The sequence below is a fragment of the Neorhizobium alkalisoli genome, assembly GCF_002968635.1.
In the GTDB taxonomy this organism is placed as follows: Bacteria; Pseudomonadota; Alphaproteobacteria; order Rhizobiales; family Rhizobiaceae; genus Neorhizobium; species Neorhizobium alkalisoli.
On the sequence record NZ_PVBN01000013.1, the window covers coordinates 155,194 to 173,730 of the forward strand.

Genomic DNA, 18,537 nt, shown 5'->3' on the forward strand with positions numbered 1-18,537 from the left:
TGCTTGAATCTTTCGGCGCAAACCGTTGAGATATGCTCGATTCGTCGCATAATCCCCTATGCGTGAAAGGCTGCCGCCGCTGTCCGCGGTGTCGGCAGGCTGCTGTTTGGAGACTGATCCTTGGATAAGAGCCCGGATGCCTTTCGTACGATCAGCGAGGTCGCGGATGATCTCGACCTGCCTCAGCATGTGCTGCGCTTTTGGGAGACGCGTTTCCCGCAGATCCGGCCGATGAAGCGGGGCGGCGGGCGCCGCTATTATCGTCCCGAAGACGTGGATCTGCTGAAAGGTATTCGTCACCTCCTCTATGACCATGGCTACACGATCAAGGGCGTCCAGAAGCTCCTGAAGACCAACGGCAACAAGTTTGTCGCCGCAATCGCCTCGGGCGACCTCGCCACCATGGAAGCGATCATGGCGGCAAACAGCGAAAAGCATGTCGAGCCGAAGGTCAGCGCCGCGGAAGAGGATCAGGTCGTCGGACGTCCCAAGGTAAAACCAAGCGGACGTTTCTTTGGTTTCGGATCCTCCCATGAGGACGACGTGCCGGAAGTATCGATCGGCAAGTCCAGCGTAGGCAAGGAAGATCGAGCACTGCTTCAGGAAGCACTGTTCGATCTTCTGGAATGCAAGCGCCTGCTCGATCAGGTCCGATAGCCGCAAGTTCGCAATTTTTCTCGACCAGGGAACGTTAACTGGAATTTACCATTCACCCTTTGTTCAGATGAAAAGGAGGATCATTTCCTCCACAGGATCAGAGGAGGTGAATTATGAGGAAGAAACTCGCTATCGTCGCGCTGTCCTTGATTACGGCCTTTAGCGGCATCGCGCCGGCACAGGCCTTTCCAACGGTCAGCGCGCCGAAGATCGAAGCGCCGCGAGCGGTGCAAAACGTCCAATGGGAAGACAATAACAGGCTGAGCGGTCCTCGGCTGGATAGTCGTCGTTATTGGCGCTACCGTGACGGCGGTCCGCGACGCTATTCTCGCGATCGCTACTATCGCGACAGCTACTACCGGGATCGTTATTATCGCCGTCATCGGCGCGACTCCAATGTCGGCGCGATCATCGGCGGCCTGGCCGCCGGCGCCATCATCGGCGGAGCTCTGGCGCAACCGCGTTACGTCACCCCCCGGCGATATGTCGGAGGCAATTCCCACGTGAACTGGTGCTACTCTCGCTACCGCTCCTACAGGGCTTACGACAATACGTTCCAACCCTATGGTGGCCCGCGCAGACAGTGCTATTCGCCGTATTCGTGATCTGAAGAAAACCGCCCTGCCGGATAGGCAGGGCGGTCTTTTAGATGTTGCCATAGCAGGGCCAAACGACGTTTCAACCCCACGATGAAATGGTCCGGCGGAGGCCGCCGGGACCGAGAATTATCAGACGAACAGGAAGTCGCTGGAGTTGAGCGACGTAATGTTGTCCAGGGTCGCTACGAGATGGGCTTCCTGGTCCAATGATTTGCCATCCGCATCGAACCAGAGCTGATGCGTGTCGGCATCGTACAGGAATACCGGACCGGTACCTGTTGCCACGGGATCTGCACCTTGTACCAAGGTCAGCTTGTAGTTCGAGGCGAGGCCGAAATCGCTGTAGTCAATGGCAAGCTTGTCTTCTCCACGCTTGAAGTCGGTAACGAAGTCGCCGCCCGAGAGCAGATCGCTAAAGACAAAGGTGTCGTTGCCGGTACCGCCCGTCATCTTGTCGGCACCGTTTCCTCCGACAAGCGTATCGTGACCGCCACGACCGTTGAGGATGTCACCACCATCACCGCCGAAAAGCTGCTCGCTGACGTTGGCACCTGCGATATCGTCATCCCTGTCGGAGCCGATGACCTTCTCGAACCCCGTAACGGTGAGGCCCAAGGCCATGCCGTCGTTTTTCGTGTTGTCGAGAAGGTCGAGCTTTACAGAAAGGTCACCCGCAGACCCGAATGAAAGGGTGTCTGTGCCGTCGCCTCCGTCAAAGACGTCCTTGCCGGTATAGTTGTCACGCACCAGCCTGTCAGTCCCGGCACCGCCTCTCAGCGTGTCATTTCCGGCCCCGTCGTAGAGGGTGTCGTCACCGGAATTGCCGTCGAGCGTGTCATTGCCTGCCATGCCACGCAGGATGTCGTTGCCCGTGCTAGCCTTCACGATGTCGGAGGACGTCGTGCCGGTAAAGTCGAGCCTCTCCATCTCTGAGAACGTCGTGGTCGCATTCACCTTCACAGTACCAGTGGTGAAGGTGAAGTTGACGCCCGTGGTGATATTGGAAAGATCCACGTAAACACTGTCTGTGCCAGCGCCGCCGGAAGCAGTATCGCCGTTGTTGATGTGTAGGTTGTCGTTTCCGTTGCCGGCCGCCAGAACATCTGTGGCCTTGTCATCGGCTGCGTTGATGCCAGCCCAGAGGTTGTCGTTTCCGTCACCGCCGGTGAGTTTGTCCTTTCCGGCGCCGCCATAGAGGGTGTCGTTCCCCCCGAGGCCCTGAAGGTCATCGTTGCCGGCATTGCCGACGAACGTATCGTGCAGGTTGCCGCCCTTCAGGACGTCGTTACCCGAACCGGCCTTGATCGTGACCTGTTCGAAATTGTCGAGGACGACGTTGCCGTTGGTGAGAGTAGCATGGGCGCTTAGCGTGAAGGCGAGATTGCTCGTCGCCGTGGATCTGTCAATCAGCGCCATATCGGTGCCAGTTCCACCATTTGCCTGAAGGATGCCAACGGTCGAGCCTGTGCCGCTGTTGAGCGAGACAGAGTCGTTACCCGCGCCGAGGTCGACGATGGACTTGTCGCCGCCGCTCGATGCTTTCAGGATGTTGATGCTGACGGAGTCATTCCCGTCGCCGGCGGTGATGGTGTTATTCCCGCCCGCGTCGTGGACGCTGTCATTGCCGGCGGCGCCATCGATCCTATCGTTGCCTTCGCCACCGTTCAGGCTGTCGCTTCCCATTCCTCCGTAGAGTTGGTCATTGCCTTTGCCCGAGGTGAAGGTGACCTGCTGAGCCGTGCCGGCTCTCAGGATGTCATTGCCATTGGCCGTGGTGATCTGGAACGTCTCGACGTCGGTCGTCGTGGTTCCATTCGACAAGGTGCCTTTGTTACCGCTGACGCTGAAGGTGACGGCGGTCGAGCCCATGTCGGATGCATCGATGACGGCGCGGTCAGTTCCGGCTCCGCCGCTGATGATGTCCTTGCCGGTGCCGGCGTCCAGCAGGTCATTGCCGTCCTCGCCGTAGAGCGCATCGTTACCGGTGCCGCCGTAGACGAAATCGTTGCCTGCTCCGGCTTTGAAGGTGTCGTTGCCAGCATAGCCGTAAAGCATGTCGCTGCCACCGAGCGTAGTGAAGCGATCGGTGCCGTTTGAGCCCTTAAGCGTGTACTGCTCGAAATTGATGATTGTCGAACCATCGGACAAAGTATTGCTGAGGTTTGAGGTCTTGGCTGTAAAGGTGCCTGCCAAACCGGATATTTCAACCCGGTCCGTACCCGAACCACCATCAACGGTGTCCTTGCCATTGTTGACGGCCATCACAACAGTATCATCGCCAGTGCCGGCAATGACCTTGTCCATACCCGTTCCAACGGAAATATAGTCGTTGTTGCTGCCGGCGTCGATATTGTCGTTGCCAGCGCCTCCGTCGATGTAGTTTGAGCCGGCTCCGCCGGTCAACGTGTCGTTGCCATCGTCGCCATGGAGCGTATCGTTACCATTTCCTGCGGCGAGCGTATCGTTGCCGGCTCCGCCACTCAGCATGTCGTTGCCGTAGCTTCCGTTTAGCTGGTCGTCGCCATTTCCTCCGGTGAGATAGTCATCTCCTTGCCCTCCCAGGATTGAATCCTTGCCTTCATCACCGAAGAGAATGTCATTGCCTCCTCCTCCGTTGAGATTGTCATTACCTTCCGCTCCAAAGAACTGATCATTCCAGCGGCCTCCGGTAAGCTTGTCCACATAATCCGTGGCGAAGATCTGGAATTGCTCCACGCCGGTGACGCTGGCGCCAAATATCGTCGCGGTTTTAGTCGGATCGGCCGCAGAGAAGGTCAGGCCGCTGGAAAGGGAGCTGACTTCCAGGCTCAAGGTGTCGAGGCCGATGCCGCCATTGATCCTGTCGCCTTGCCAGTTCTCAAGGTCGTATTCCGTAAAGGTATCTGCTCCCAGATCGCCCGACATGATGTCGACGCCTTCGCCGCCGGAGAGCCTGTCTTCACCCGATCCGCCCAGAAGAGTGTCATCGTCGGCATCGCCGGATAACATGTCGTCCTGGAAACCGCCGTTAAGCGTATCCTTGCCATCTCCACCGTAAAGCATGTCGGAGCCGAACTTGCCGTTAGAAGTGTCGTCACCACCGAGGGTGAAGATCGTGTCCTGCGTATTGTCGCCGTTGAGTGTTTCGGACGACTCTGTGCCATAGCGAGTTGCCATGTGTTGTGCCTTTCAATTTAAAGTTGATTGTTGGAGCGCACGCAGTGACTGCGAGCGCCGTTATTGAGGGCGCGATCAGCCCCGGGCGCTGCTCACGGTTAAAAGTGAGCGGCGCGGCGGGCGGTGCTCGGGACTTGTAAAAGCCCGAGGACCGATCAGATCTCAGTGTGAATTGCTGATGTGGAAGGCGATGCCGATCGAACGCCGTGCTGACGAAAGTCGACGCTACTGCGGCCGCTGACGCCGCTGCCATAGCTGCCAGCCAAGCCAGGCATAAACCAGCGGGCTGGATATCCCTCGGCTGTCAGAGGTGAAGCCGACGGATACGCGGCGGCGCGACGCTTGACGCGACACATCCACCTGTTCCTGCATCAAAAGATCGGGCTTCATCTGAAACGGGCTCCTTTTCCCGCCATTGCTGTCGTCTCTGGTTCCGAACGGCTCATCCGTCTGGCCCCAGGTCGAGCCGGGCAATACCCGCAATCACTTCGCAGTGCTGCGCGCTACCCCAACCATCTCGTTTGCCCCAGAGTCAGAATTCCAATTCTGATCCCGGAAGCGAAACGCGAGTGATTGTCGCTTCAATACGAGAATGTAATGATAGGAAAAAAGGGGATCAAGCAAACATCAAAAAATTTCATGAAGATTTTTTATGTAAAAATTGGAAAAGATATCATTACTTTCAAAGTAAAATTCAGAAAAATCCGAATACTCAATGTAATTCAGGTAGATAGTTTATTTAGAATTACCTTAATTTATCTTCTTTTATTCTAAAAATACGCGAATGAGCGCGATTTGTATAAAAATATGTATAAAAATTCTTGACTTGTGGTTTGCCGTTTTGGGGCGGGTCCTGTGGTCGATGAATCGAATGTGAAGTGAACTCCAGACCGAGCAAATTTCGCCCTGGCGCGATGACGGATGGCGCCGAGACGAAGTGGTTTCATTTGTTGAACGGCGGGCGTGGGCCAAGCATTTGCTCGCACTCGCTAATGCCATCGCCGGGATCATAGGCAATCGCTTCGGCTGTGCCGATAATGCGCGCGCGATAACCGATAACATCAGGCATGAAGTTCCAAGGCCCGAGCAGTTCGATATCTGGAGCGGAACAATGTGGATCCAACTCGCCCGATTCGAGTGAAACAAAGCGAGCGTTAGAGGGGGCCTCTACGGATCGACAACACTCCTACTTCACTTATAGTTCGCACCAATCCGTGCAACGGATGGAAGTAGGGCCCATGAGAACTGACAAAAAAGCCATTCCCGAAAGACGCCGATACGGGTTTAGTGACCGTCACAGTGGAGAAGGCGTATTAGGCATCTTGGGTCGATGAATAAGTCTGGCTTATCATCAATCTCGCAGTAGCTGGCACGTATATTCCCTAGGTGTCAGCTGAAGGCGCGTAGGTTCGAGGCTATGATACTCTGGCCTTCAACCCCAGTTAACAGTCAAGAGTCCTCGACTTGTCCGATTCTTAGTTCCGCGTTCGGCGGGCCCTATACCCACGAAGCAGCTTGCGCCACAATTGCGTAGCATTTGAAGGCCGGGATTGATGCTGCCGCGAAAGTGTACTTTCCACGCCGTTGGACGCATAAAGATGGTCACGGAGGCTCGGCGACATCTCAGCCTTCAGGAGCTGGGAAGTAAGTGTCCGCCTTCGACCGCTCACCATCTCGACCGCCTCCAAAACGAGATCGTGCACCGTATTGATGGGATCTGTAAGATAGTCCTGAACCCAGTCCGGATCAGGTTGTTTTTGGAAAGGAAAGGCCAAGTCGCGGAATGATGTGATCAGACCGGACTTGAAAAAGTAATGTAGACCGTAGTCTTCATGAGCGCCAAAATCAGCGACAATGGCGGTAGGAACTCCGGCGTTGACGGCTTCCGCCGCTACGGTCGAGCTTACAGTTAGGCAATGGGATGCCACCTCCAGCAGGTCCGACGCGCTCCTCGCCGAAATCTCCAAATTTGCGGGGAGCTTGCCTAGATGACGAGTTGCCTCATTCAGCAGCGGGACTATTGGGCTCCAAGATTTGTGGAGTGTCGCTTCACGGCCCATTGTGCGAGGTTTCAAGAGAAATTGGTATTGCGGAAATCTTTGCGCAAGACCGATAAGTTGCTCACATAAAAATACCCTCTCCTCCTTATACCTAGGAATAACTGCCTGCTCAAAAAAAACTATTGGACCGGAATCGGCTGAAAGACTGCGCTTGGGCTTCTTTAGGAGCGACGCAATTCCGAAAACACGAGCGTTATCGAAGGGTAGTGCGAAGGCTGCGCACATTTCCGTGTACGCTTCGAGGTCGACCTTCGAATTCAACCAGAGAAGGTCGCACCCAGTTCGCATCGAGAAGCCGTCATTTGCATATCTGAGAACTAACCCCGGATAAGCAGATATGATCAATGGGCGTCGGTTGAACAACTGAGCGTAATGCATCAGTCGGCGGGTAGATAGACCTTCCAAGCAGGAAAGGATGATATCATAGCCGGCAAGCAACTCTCGATCATCGGGAGCGTCAAGTGAGATCCATTTCACTTCCTCACTGTATGCCAACGCTTGAACTTGTTGATCGGTGATCTGCGCGCTTTTGCGCGCCCTAACTAGCGCGTAATCAACCGAGCATCCCGCTTCTTGGAAATGCTGTGCTATAAGCCTGGCAACGTTGAGAAAGGAATCATACGACGCTAAAGCAAGGCAACGCATGGTTAGCCAAGCAGCTTGTTCGAGATGAGATATTCACTCAATTCTCTAAGAGCACCTTTCCCGCCTGGCCTAGTCAGGACGATATCGGCGATCTTGCATATATCGTGATGCGCATCAGACGGGGCAAAGCTGAGCCCGCACTTTTCCATACATTCCAAATCGTTGATGTCGTTGCCTATATAGGCGATCTCATCCCACTCCAGATTATTTTCAAGACGCCACGTTGTCATCCCGCTCATTTTGTCCAAAACGTGGTGCTGCACGTCCATACGCAATTTGTTCGCCCTAGTTCGAACCACCGGATTTTCTTCTCTAGACAGGATCAACAGTTTCAACCCTGCCTTGCGAAGGATTTCCAGCCCCATGCCGTCGCTCCGGCTGCATCTGACAGATTCGGAACCATCCTGGTTTACGATAACCAGATCATCAGTGTGCACGCCGTCGAAATCTGTCACGAGAGCCTTAAGCTTCTTCGCTGGTTTTTTCTGGGCGATCTTGATCGGATCGAAGATTGAGACAAGAGCTTCGGCGACTGCCCAATCTTGCGGAGAGTCGATTTCTAAAGGATGCATCTCGCAGGGTACCAGAATTGTCTTCCCACAGAACCGGTTTTTATCCTCAAGAAAGTTGAGCACTTTCATAGCGTATATGGCGCCGGTTTCGCGGTACCGTGGCTTCATGTCCTGGCGGCGCTGCCGAGGTTTCGTGTGATCGTGCGTTACACCTTCGGCAAGGCCGTCGTCGCCAATCGACCAGATGAAGCCGTGATCTTCTACCGCAGCGAAAGCGCTTGACGCATCTTCATCTAGGAGCTGTGAAACTACTTTGTCAATTTGACCGCTTGACACGAAGGGAGAGGTGCACTGAAGAAATACAACTATTTCCGGCGGTTCAATATTTTTCCCTCCGGCAAAATCCAGCGCGTGTAGCAGGGCGGACTCCGAGCTCGCGGTCGACCCGGACAGTTCCTCAGGCCTCAAGATGGGAATGGCACCATAATTTTTGCCTACGGCCAATATCTCAAGCGAATCGGAGGAAACGTAGACCTCTGAGACGCTTTTCGCATTTTTTGCGGCCAACACCGTTCTGCCAAGCAGGGGAACTCCATTCAGAGGCTTTATGTTCTTACCGGGGAGGCCGATAGAGCCTCCCCGCGCTGGAATGATAGCTACGACTCTCATGTCAAGATGCTTGGCGAATCTGGCCGCCATGCTTGTCTTCGCGCCATTTCAGCTTGTCCCGCTGAACAAGCTCGACATCCAGCATTTCTTTTTCTTTGTACGCAACAGCATGCCGAACGTTTTTCAGGTCACGGCAGAGGCGTCGCATCCCATCGGGCTCAAGGCTGGCTGCGTGATCGGTTCCCTTCCAGGTGCGATCAAGAGTGAAATGGCGCTCGACGTACTCGAAGTCGCCCTTACCGAAAATATTGCGGCCAATAATGCCTGCCGTCATCGCCGCGACATCGGCTGCGATGCCCAAGTGGTGGCCAGAGAAGCCGATAGATTTCACTCGGTCTCCATAACGCTCCTGAAGGCGATTGATTTCGAGAATGCAGATGTCCTTGAACGCAACGGGATAACCGGAGGTGCAGGCGTACAGAACTACGTCCTTTGCACGACCGTGTTTTTCATAGAAACCCACAAGGCGGTCAGTCTCCTCGTGCGTCGTCATGCCTGTGGAGACGTGGATCTCTCCGTCAAAGTTCTTGCAAAGGAATTCCTGCAATACGTAGTGCTGGTTTGTCGCCGATGGCAACTTGATAAGGTTCGGCTTAAGAGTGGTGATTTCCTGTGCCGAAGTGAGATCCCAGACAGAAGTGGAATAGTCGATTTCCATCATCCGGCATTCTTGTTGTAACTCTTTATGCTGGCCGACCGAAAACTCTAAGAATTCACGATGTTCACCATAAGTGGAGCCGTAAGAATTTGCGGGAACAGGATGAGGTTTTTCGTATTCCTCTGGCGTAAGAAGTTCCTTGTTATTTCGCTTCTGGAACTTAGCAACATGTGCCCCACAGACTTTGGACGCTACTCGGATTAACTCTTTGGCGATATCCATGTCGCCCATGTGGTTGCAGCCGATCTCTGCTATTACCTTAATCTCGTTAGAAACGGTCATTCCGCAGTTCCTCTAATTTTTAATATGGCAGCGCGCGCCATCACTGTTTCTAGTCAGGCTATCACCGCTGCCCATCCAGCACTTCAAATGCCGGCAGTTTGTGGCTAATGCAAGCCCCTTAAGGCCTTTTTCAGTTCGAGTATCCCTGACACGAGATGATAAAGCGTGCTGGCGGGAGCGGGTTCTTTTTGCCACGCCCCGTCGGACATGAGTCTATCGCGCCACAGCCCTTTTCGAGGTACCTCGTCTATAAATCTTCTTAATGCGTTTGCGGCGCGAACGGCTTCCTCAAGAAAGCGCGTCCTTTCTGAACCCGAGCATGTAGAAGCAAGTGCTAGTGCTGCTTTAAGCCATTCGGTTTGTGCCCAGAGCCTGCAGGTATCGTCGAGCACCGCAAAATCGTCCGTTAATTGCATTACCGCAGCATTTCGGTGTGGGCAGATTCCGTGAGTTACGCCTAGCTCGAACAGCCGCCGAGCGATCGCCAGCGCTTCGGTGTTCCGCCTCGACTGCCCCCATCGTGTCATAAGCCAGGCCCACTCGAACTGATGCCCTGGCTCGATAATTCTACCACGGAGGCCGGGGAATGGATCCCACTGACCATCGAAAAATTCCCGTATAGCGCCTGTCCTTGGATCCAGGAACCGGGTGGTGGCAATCTGAATCAACTCGTCCGCCATGGCCGTCCAAACGGGGTTCTTCGATGTCGTCGCGAGTTCCCATTCTAGAGCTGCCTCCAGTAGATGCATATGAGGATTTGAGCAGAGAGGTAGCTTCCGCGGGTACCCTTCCTCATACCCGCCGAGAGGATGGCGATAAGGGCTCATAGCCACCAGCAGATCGAGCGCCTTCGCCTCAAAATTGTTTGCCGTTTCAGGCTGTGCTGATGCCATGATAGCATAAGCCAGCAGCGCAAATGCCTGATTGTAAGGATCGAATGCTGGGTCCAAAATTTCCCCACTCGCGGACATCAACGAGGCAAAGTAACCCTCAGAGGTACGAAAGCAACTTTCAAAATACTGGAGCCCATGAGCCGCAGCTGCCCGCCAGTTCCCAGGCCAACCCGAGTTTCCGGCGGCAACAAAGCTGTAAACCTGCCGCGGTTGCACTCGGAAACGCCGATTTGCTGGATACGGCTTTCCGTCGAGGTCGAGAAGCTCTTCGAACCCCCCGGTCAGACCATCTGCTCCGCTTTCCCACCAAAGCGGGAGCGCAGAGTTGTGTAGCCAGTCCGTAAAATAGGTTTCCTGTTCTGCTAAATTGACCATAGGATTCATGTCAGGATCCGCAGTTGTAATTTACTCAACATTAACAATATTCAGCCGGGTTCTACATTAAGATTACTTAGGTAGGTTGATCTATTAGCGTCGCGTGGCTCTTGCACGAAAGAGATTCCCCCTCCCTAGGAGTGCATCGCCCCCACCGCCACTCATTGCCCCCGTTAGCTAGCGCTCTGCCATTTCAGTATAACTAGCAACTGAGAAAGCGAATCGTTGACAACGTCACGTCCGGCCACTTTAAGACGCTGAAGTGTCGGCTACCTCCAGGCATTTCAATACGCTGTGATCGCCAGCCCCATTGGAAGTGGGGTAGGATCTCGGGAACGAGCAAGACGCGCGATTTGATTTTCAGAGGATGCCTGCCTTCTTGAGAAATCTATCAATCGGCTTTGCGATTGATGGAGGTAGCATCCTGTCACCGAGCCTCACAACATGCCGTTTCACCGACCCATAGGAGTTTAGCCTCTTTTGGAAACCGTCAGCGGGGGTAGGCTGCGGCTTTTCCAACCTTGTTCCCTGCTTCTGCCATCGGCGAGAGACAAAAGTCTTATTCATCCAGAATTCGTGCTGCCAGTCTTTTACCTCAAGGAAAGTAGACCAGAGGCTTTCGAGCTGTGTGAACTCTGCTTTCTTCACGTGGACATCCCAAGGTTTGTCGCCGACAAAATGGATCACCTTAACATCCGCCATGTTCACCAGATTTGGATGGTGGACGACAAGCCGCTTGAGCATGTTGTACTCAGGAGGAAGGCGCTTCATCTCTTGACCAAAGACGGAGTTCAGAAAACCTTGGTCACCGCCATCGGAGCTCTCATGCGATAGGAGAGAGCGGAAGACGCGGTTCTGCAGGTCGGCGGATGGGGTAAAGGAGAATAGGCCGGAGTTGAAATCTGAGGTAATCTCGATACCCCAATCCGGTGCTGCCAACATTTCTTCATATTGGAACAGATCGTCGATATTCTTCAAAATGATGCAGTCGGCATCAATAAAGGTGATTCGATCGTATTCGAGCAGATCAAAGACGCGCAGCTTTGTGAACGTGTCGAGAAAGCGGGTCTGTGAGGGGTTATGAGGATTGGCTAGCTTCTCTACATATCGCGTCTGGACATTTGGCAAGTGAGCAAGCGCACGAGGGGTGTAGGGATCAGAATGCAGGACGAGGAGAGGGACATCAGAGACTTTGGCCAAAGAGCGAGCCAAAGCCATCGCTCCAATGGAGTATCGACCGTCAGCAAGCGTAACGTAGATGTTGCCGCCCTTAGTCGCAGGTGTCTGTCTAGTAGTAAACCGACGCTCCGATCCATCAAGGTACGGAGCCATAACATTCATCTGCGAAAGCCCGATCAGTTCGAATTTGTATTGCTCGCGGACGGCCCGAAGGAACATCAGATCGACTTCGAGATCGTGGTTGCTTTCGTAGCCGCCTTTGTAGTCTTTCTCTTGCAGATGTTTCCGGGAATCTTCCGGGACGTTCCAAGCGTAACGTGAAGCTGCTTGCTCGTACAGATCGATGCCAGCCAAATAAATTTTGTTGAAGCCCAGGATTGCCGCGAAAGCAATCATCTGCATGCCTTGGGTTGGCAGGGGGCGCCCCATCAAGAACCGAGCCAGCGTGGGATTGGTGGCGATGACTGCCCAATGGTCATAGTTCGGCAACATCGCAGCAGCTGTCCCATTAACGACCCGATCTTTGGCGTCGGATGGCAAAAACGGCTGAAAGAAGGCTTTGATGGTATATTGATCCCGAGCTTGGATTTCTTGAATTGCGTTGCGGAGGCCCTTGTTCTCGACTGACCAGAAGAACCCGTCGACGCGATCTCCGAAGCGTTTCTCCTCCTCCAGGAAAAACCAGTTCGCGCGGAAAACAGTACCGTCAGCAATCTCATCATCGCTCAGCGACACTTCATTCACCGAGGGACCGTTTCCTGCGATATAACAGGGTTTGTCTAATCGGTCCTTGAACAGCTCAAATACCGTCTCGATTTGCGAAGGAAGAGAAGTGTAGTTCTTGGGAAAGGAAGCCATTATCGGTTACCACATCACTTTGAGGTCTTTCTGAGATGCCTGGAGTGCTCGCAGATAGCGAACAACCCTAGGACTATCCGAGTGATTTGTTTCGATGTCAGACGTAATCTGTTGTTGACGCTCGGGGGCGATCTCCAAAGCCAACCGCAGCTTCGAGACTTTTAGCATTCCCGCTTTGGAAGCCTTGTAGCGATCAATGGCCCTGTCGAAGAGTTCAAATATCTCGTCCACAGGAAGCGTGAGGAAGTCCACCGATTTAACAGCATCGAGTGACCGTGATTTTCGATACACCGCCATGTTATGGCCGACGTCGCCGATCAGATCGAAGTAGTCTCGCAAATACTCCATTTGGTACACCAACCACGGACTCTGCCAGTGGAAGTAGTCCTGGTGCAACACCAGACCGCCTAGTTTTACCCGGCTGTAGAAATGCATCATGGCGTTTATAAGAGAAGGATGCTTAACAATGTCGACGTAGGCGATGTCAAGCGGCTCGATGTTCGCTTTGCAGGTTTCCAGAAGGTCTCCTCGATTTAGAGATACTTTATCCTTGTAAGGTGCCGTATTTCTCTCCCAGATGCCGAAGAACGACTCCGGCTGAAACAACGGGTCATCCCTCAGCCGTTGCCGCGATGCCCCGTTATGAAGGAACAGATCATATACCTCCACAACAGAGCCTGCGGGTGTCGCCTCACCGAAGATACATGTTGTCCCACCGACGTAGCATCCCAGTTCCGCAACACGAGCCGGTTCCGACAGAGTGGAGCAAAGGGCATTTAGAAAGAAGACCTCCTCGTCGCTGAGCATCGAATACGGGTGGAATTTGCGTATTGCTGCGACGACGCTTGTTGCCTGAGGGGCCATTCGAATGAAGCGATGAAGGGTTCTATCTGACGGATACATGCGCCCACCTTGTTTGTTTGGCGGGGATAAACGCATAGTGAGGCGCGTGACGCAAGTTATCAGGTACATTCTGAAGTGGTATTTTTTTATCACAGGTTCAGCTCATTCAGCCATTGTCCGACGTTTGGGATCTGTAACCCAGCGAGACTTCGCAGGCATCAACGAATTGATTGAAAGACTTGGAGTGCCCCTGTTCTCCACCCGCATTCGATCAATATGCTTCCTGCTCGTCGCGCGGCGGGTGAAAAAGAGGTGAGGCGAGTGATCTGCCAGTTCAGAGCGTACGCACCAATCACGTATTTGCCTCGACCATTAACGAGCTCGCTGCTGGGATGTGGAGCAAGCGCCGGCACGATCGAGACGCCAAGGGCAAACCGTCTCCTGCTGGGGTGATCGACCGGTCGTGTATGCCGTGACGCTCCCATCCGCGTCGCGCTTCATACTTGCTGAGAAGTGATGGTCCCAAGCGCCATCAACCCGGCTCTAGCGGACCATTTTCTCCTAGCGACGTCGATGTGATGTAGTTTTTTGTCCTATTCGAGGATAGCTCCGCGAGTGAGGGGAGGGGTTTCTCACCGACCGCGGAACCTTTGCAGCACGGCGTCACGACCGCCCAATAAGGCCGAATAGTAAAGGCGTTGTTTGGCGATTCGATATCGTTTGATTGATACTGGGGCACTTTCGTCGTACCCCAGATAGTTGTGATGAACATAGAATTCTACAAAGCTACCCCTGTCAATTACTCCCTGGACAGGATGATCCCGGTTTTTTGGCTTGTTTTCTTCGTTGTACCAAGGCTTGGTCTTAAACAGGTCGCCGCAAATCCACCAGTCATGGTAGTTATAGGAAGCGATGATCCTCAGTGAACAAAAGTTGTCGATAACGAATGGTACGAGGCCGAAGACAAGTAAGCCCACCTTGAAGAAGTTTGCGGTATAATAGGAATCTTGGATCTGCCGGCCTATCCTGATCAGGGAGAACTCGCCATATCCGAATGGCGCTTCGCGGTAAGTAGTCTGGATTGCGCGCTGACCTCGGCCGGTGTTGGCTCTAATGAAGAGCACATGCCTTCGTCTCGTCTGATCGTATAAACAACAGTGGTGCCCATCAAGCTCGGCGTCCAGCCCCCACGACATTCCATTGATGTATTTGGGATGGTCAGACGCGATGAGTTTACCCATTTCACGAAAGGTATAACCATCTTCGCTGGCGAATTGGTACAGGCCGTCGTTGTGAGGCATGTTTAAGGGACCAATCTGTCCGCCGATCGCTTCAATCGCGTTGTCGGCGCCAACATAGGCCGAGAAGTTGTGGCAGGCGTAGCTCTTGCTTAGAATCGGATCGCATACGCTGAAGTTCAGGCCGTCGTCACTCACCATGTGCATCGTGTTCGAATAGTCACGCCTGCGGCGGAAATATAGATGTATCTTGCCTCGGGACATAATTACCGAGAAGTATGCCGCCCCTTTGTTCGGTAATACATTTGTGTGTTGTTCGGTATCTTCGATCATCAACTTTGCCGGTTTAGTTTGGTGTGAGCATATAACCGGCGCTCGCCCCCGGATACACGACGATCTTTTCAAGCCATAGTCGCTGGACGAGGCCTAATCGATTCCCCCATGAGACGGCAACTTGCTGCGGGGACCGTGGTTCGAGCGAACTCTGGGCTTGCTACGTTTGCTCCGGAGGAGAGTTGGTACAGATCGCCCGCATCAGAACGTGTTTCTGGGAGCGGTGGTATCCTTCTAGGGTCGGTGGCAGGTCTTATCCGATTTCATTCCCATTCATGCTGCCCTAAAAGCAGCATCCCGACAGGTTGTCTGAAGTGCGCCGCTGTCATATTTATAGGCCCAATCTCAAGTTCGGAGTGCATAATGGCTTTTCTCGATTTGATTTGGCGGCTGGAGCGGCTTCAGGGTCCTGAGAGGCAACTGGATGAGGAGCTTGCTGCGGCCCTTGAATGGTCGAAAAAGCACGAATATGTCACCGCTCCGGCATTCACTAATTCTATCGATGACGCGATCGCACTGATGAATGAAGTTGCACCTTCCGACCGATGGGGCGTCGGTTTCGCTGATGGGAAAGGATCCGGTTTGGTAGAGGATGAAGCTTACACGGAAGGGCCGAACGTAGCTATCGCGCTTTGCATCGTTTCCCTCAAGGCGATGTTGCGACGGAACGGCCAAAAGCTTGAAGGTTGAAATCATAGTTCAAAGGCTTGAGTCGGCCAAAGAGGCAGACAGAATGCTGGACGGGAATGCAGAGCCATCGCCGGCTGGACATAAGTTTACCATTTCGAGAGATGGGGCGAACCAAACAAACATCACTTAGCTTGGAACCCTCGCACGAATGACATCAGAGACGCGAAGCCGGCACGAGCGCTCGTGTAGCTGGACTAGTAGAGGCTTTCTACCTGCCCAATGAGGTAAGACCGCTTACAATGAGGTAAGACCGCTTACGAAGTGCCGGCACCGGCAATATGAGCGATCTTTCGTGACGTGATCGGGCTCCGAGGGGTGCTCACGGAGCTCTTCAATGGTGTGAAGTGAGAGAAATTTATCCCTTGAGGAGGAGAATCCCTATTCGCTGAGGGAAACGGCCTAAACGGCCGTCATAAAATATGTCGCATAGTTATTGGTCGTTCTGAGCGCATTGATCGAAAGAGGTCGGAAACTCGCGTTCCCAATAGCGTCCCAAAATTGGTCAAGCCTGTATGACGTTGCTGTAATATGTTGGAGCTCATAATCGGCGAGATCTTTGATCCCTCGATATTTCTCATTTCCGTTATCGAATCGGATCTGGATAAAGCCAAGAGCGCCGGTCTTGCAAACGGATCGGATTGCATTGAGAACTTCCAAACCATATTCCTTGCTCGGAAAGTGCTGGAAGACCGCGGTGCTTAGAAATAGGTCAATTGAGTCAGAAATGCTGTCCTTTACTGAAGACGGTGGGCCATCCAAAAGAACGGGAGTGATATAATCTGGCCGACCCTCTGCGGTCATTAGCCTCTTGCATTCGGCGAGGTTTTTTTCTGATATGTCGACGCCATAGTACTTTTGTGAGATGGATTGGAGACCGAAAGCATTTGCTCCGCCGCCTGGCCCCCATTCGAGTGCGACTAGGTCTTGTAGTGTCGTCGGGGATCTGCCTGCCAACCGGAAGAGAAAACGCACCTTTTCCAGCGACGATTGACCGATGCCTTGCCAAAGAACATCGTCCGCCCAGCGACCTACACCGCGATAGTGAGATTGATCCTGCCGATAAGCCTCGTCATCCTTGTCGTTCCAGACGCTTCTGATAGCTTCGTAAACAGTTGATGTTTCGGACAACTTTTCGCTCCCTTAGGCTACCTGTCATAATTTTGCTTTCTCGCTACAATCCGATAGGTATAGCGAGGACACATATATTGCTAGGGTTTTAAATGGACATCTCTGAGGTAATTGCAGATCTGGAGGCGGCGAAAACGACAGAGCGAATGCTAGATGGATATATCGCGAGCTTGTTTGGATGGCGAAGAGACGTAAAATACATCGTGAGGGAAGGGCTGCCGGAGCCGTTAAAGAAAGTGACTTGGCTGGCGCCCAATGGACGGGCTGGCATCGTTCCGCACTATACAACGTCTCTAAACGCGGCGATGGAACTCGCAGAAACCATCGTGCCAATGCGTACCTGGGCTTGCGGTTATTGTGATGGTAGGGGAAGGGCCGTAATTGGCGGCGGGGAGAAATGCGAAGCGGTTACCCCTGCAATGGCGCTTTGTGTCGCAGCATTGAAGGCGAAGCACTTACTAGACGGTTAGATGCATGAGATAAGCGCATTTCAGCATGCTTCATCTTCTGGCAAATAGTTCATTAATCGCAATATTAGCCTAGGTTCTGTACCCATAAAGATGATTCCCGGATTTTGAGGTTTATGATTCAGTCCTCTTTTTGCAGGGAGGATTAGAGATGGCACGATTTGATCTCAGCGACCGGGAATGGGACCTCATCCGGGTGCTGCTTCCTGATAAGCCGCGCGGCGTAGCCCGCACCGATGATCGACGGGTCTTGAATGGTATCTTCTATGTGCTGCGTAAGGGCTCGCCGTGACGCGACCTGCTAGAGCGCTACGGACCTTACACAACCGTGTACAACCGGTTCAATCGCTGGGCCAAGGCCGGCGTCTGGCTCCGGGTTTTCGAGTCCCTGGCGGCGCAGTCTCCACAATCGCTGCAACTGATCGATTCTTCCATCATCCGCGCTCACCAGCATGCCGCAGGCGGTAAAAAAGGGGGTGCGGATCACGCCATCGGCCGTTCTCGTGGAGGACTGAACACCAAGATCCATGCCGTGGTGGACGAGCGTGGCTTGCCGATGAAGCTTCTTCTGACACGCGGCGAAGCCTCGGATAAAGCTGCGGCGCCGGCCCTGTTACGGAACCTGCCGCACGGATGTGATGTCGTTGCCGACAAGGGTTACGACTGGTGGTATCTGGTCGATATCGTCGAGGCCCAGGGAGGTCGCGCTCATATTCCGACCCAAAGGGGATGCAAGTTCAAAGAACGGTAGAACCCGGCATCTACCGGCATCGCAATTTTATCGAGCGCTTCTTTTGCAAGATCAAACACTACAGGCGCATCGCAACGCGCTTCGACAAACTCGCCAGGAATTTCCTGGCAGCCATCGCCCTCGTCGCTGCAAGGCTCTGGGCGAGAAATTATGAGTCCGAACCTAGGCCGTGTATGTGCACTTTGGTCGTCCGTTGATATCCCTGTCGTCCTTTACCTTCGTTCCTGTTCTCCGGTCATACCTGTCGCCTGATGGAAACGATGCTCGCTCGTATTTCCTGGCCAGATCGGCTAGATGGGTTGAAGTGCGTTGCTGGGTAAGCTCACGGGTTTCAATCATATGCCACGATAAAGCTCCGATAGTTGAAACATGGAGCACGCCCTCTTTTTTCGTCCAGCACTATCGCCTCGGTCGCGCTAGAGCGGTTCATGTTTTGACGGAAGCGTATCCGGCGTTTACGAAGTAGTTACTGCATTCGCCGGGTTGGATTGTTGTGACGAGAGAGCCGATGTGTCGCCACGTGTCCTCGATCGTTCGCTTTTGG

14 protein-coding genes and 2 pseudogenes are annotated in these 18,537 nt (G+C 53.5%); 4 read left to right on the forward strand and 12 right to left on the reverse strand.

Going from position 1 to position 18,537, the window contains the following annotated elements; all coding sequences use genetic code 11:
• The first annotated feature begins 120 nt into the window (after window positions 1–120).
• Both C5L13_RS24205 and C5L13_RS24210 read left to right on the forward strand, forming a co-directional pair.
• Complete coding sequence (locus C5L13_RS24205) at window positions 121–657, forward strand: MerR family transcriptional regulator (RefSeq protein ID WP_105385820.1); 537 nt, start codon at window positions 121–123, stop codon at window positions 655–657.
• Window positions 658–770: 113 nt separating this feature from the next.
• Window positions 771–1,262 (forward strand): BA14K family protein, encoded by a 492-nt coding sequence (locus C5L13_RS24210; protein ID WP_105385821.1) that lies wholly within the window; start codon window positions 771–773, stop codon window positions 1,260–1,262.
• A gap of 123 nt (window positions 1,263–1,385) precedes the next feature.
• Here C5L13_RS24210 and C5L13_RS24215 read toward each other — a convergent pair whose 3' ends face one another.
• The 10 genes from C5L13_RS24215 to C5L13_RS24250 all read right to left on the reverse strand — a co-directional run bounded on the left by C5L13_RS24215 (window position 1,386) and on the right by C5L13_RS24250 (window position 14,957).
• Window positions 1,386–4,412: a calcium-binding protein gene (locus tag C5L13_RS24215; protein ID WP_158693517.1), complete on the reverse strand. Its 3,027-nt coding sequence runs from the start codon at window positions 4,410–4,412 to the stop codon at window positions 1,386–1,388.
• Between the two features lie 225 nt (window positions 4,413–4,637).
• Window positions 4,638–4,802 (reverse strand): hypothetical protein, encoded by a 165-nt coding sequence (locus C5L13_RS28845; RefSeq protein WP_158693518.1) that lies wholly within the window; start codon window positions 4,800–4,802, stop codon window positions 4,638–4,640.
• Window positions 4,803–5,355: 553 nt separating this feature from the next.
• Entirely contained in the window at window positions 5,356–5,481 is a 126-nt protein-coding gene (locus tag C5L13_RS29500; protein WP_280952652.1) for a hypothetical protein, read from the reverse strand.
• 406 nt (window positions 5,482–5,887) lie between these two features.
• Entirely contained in the window at window positions 5,888–7,117 is a 1,230-nt protein-coding gene (locus C5L13_RS24220; RefSeq protein ID WP_105385823.1) for a DUF6716 putative glycosyltransferase, read from the reverse strand.
• Window positions 7,118–7,119: 2 nt separating this feature from the next.
• Window positions 7,120–8,328 carry an acylneuraminate cytidylyltransferase gene (locus tag C5L13_RS24225; RefSeq protein ID WP_105385824.1) on the reverse strand — a complete coding sequence of 403 codons (1,209 nt, stop codon included), beginning with the start codon at window positions 8,326–8,328 and terminating at the stop codon, window positions 7,120–7,122.
• Window positions 8,300–9,238, reverse strand: a complete 939-nt coding sequence (locus C5L13_RS24230; RefSeq protein WP_105385825.1) for an N-acetylneuraminate synthase family protein — start codon at window positions 9,236–9,238, stop codon at window positions 8,300–8,302. Before C5L13_RS24230 ends, C5L13_RS24225 begins: the two co-directional genes overlap by 29 nt.
• Window positions 9,239–9,342: 104 nt before the next feature.
• Window positions 9,343–10,515 carry an AGE family epimerase/isomerase gene (locus C5L13_RS24235; RefSeq protein ID WP_280952653.1) on the reverse strand — a complete coding sequence of 391 codons (1,173 nt, stop codon included), beginning with the start codon at window positions 10,513–10,515 and terminating at the stop codon, window positions 9,343–9,345.
• A 351-nt stretch (window positions 10,516–10,866) separates the two neighbouring features.
• Entirely contained in the window at window positions 10,867–12,543 is a 1,677-nt protein-coding gene (locus tag C5L13_RS24240; RefSeq protein WP_105385826.1) for an alpha-2,3-sialyltransferase, read from the reverse strand.
• Between the two features lie 6 nt (window positions 12,544–12,549).
• Window positions 12,550–13,446: a hypothetical protein gene (locus C5L13_RS24245; RefSeq protein WP_158693519.1), complete on the reverse strand. Its 897-nt coding sequence runs from the start codon at window positions 13,444–13,446 to the stop codon at window positions 12,550–12,552.
• A gap of 572 nt (window positions 13,447–14,018) precedes the next feature.
• Window positions 14,019–14,957, reverse strand: coding sequence for a hypothetical protein (locus C5L13_RS24250; protein ID WP_105385828.1), 939 nt, complete (start codon window positions 14,955–14,957; stop codon window positions 14,019–14,021).
• Window positions 14,958–15,320: 363 nt separating this feature from the next.
• Between C5L13_RS24250 and C5L13_RS24255 the strand changes: the two genes are divergently transcribed.
• Entirely contained in the window at window positions 15,321–15,647 is a 327-nt protein-coding gene (locus C5L13_RS24255; protein WP_105385829.1) for a hypothetical protein, read from the forward strand.
• Window positions 15,648–16,046: 399 nt separating this feature from the next.
• Here the strand turns inward: C5L13_RS24255 and C5L13_RS24260 are convergent, their stop codons facing one another.
• The gene (locus C5L13_RS24260) at window positions 16,047–16,775 is read right to left on the reverse strand and encodes a class I SAM-dependent methyltransferase (RefSeq protein ID WP_105385830.1); all 729 of its coding nucleotides are present in this window, start codon (window positions 16,773–16,775) and stop codon (window positions 16,047–16,049) included.
• A 618-nt stretch (window positions 16,776–17,393) separates the two neighbouring features.
• Here C5L13_RS24260 and C5L13_RS24270 point away from each other — a divergent pair.
• A pseudogene (locus C5L13_RS24270) lies at window positions 17,394–18,190 on the forward strand (IS5 family transposase).
• Window positions 18,191–18,419: 229 nt separating this feature from the next.
• Here C5L13_RS24270 and C5L13_RS29065 read toward each other — a convergent pair.
• Window positions 18,420–18,537, reverse strand: a pseudogene (locus C5L13_RS29065) (IS630 family transposase); the annotation flags it as partial.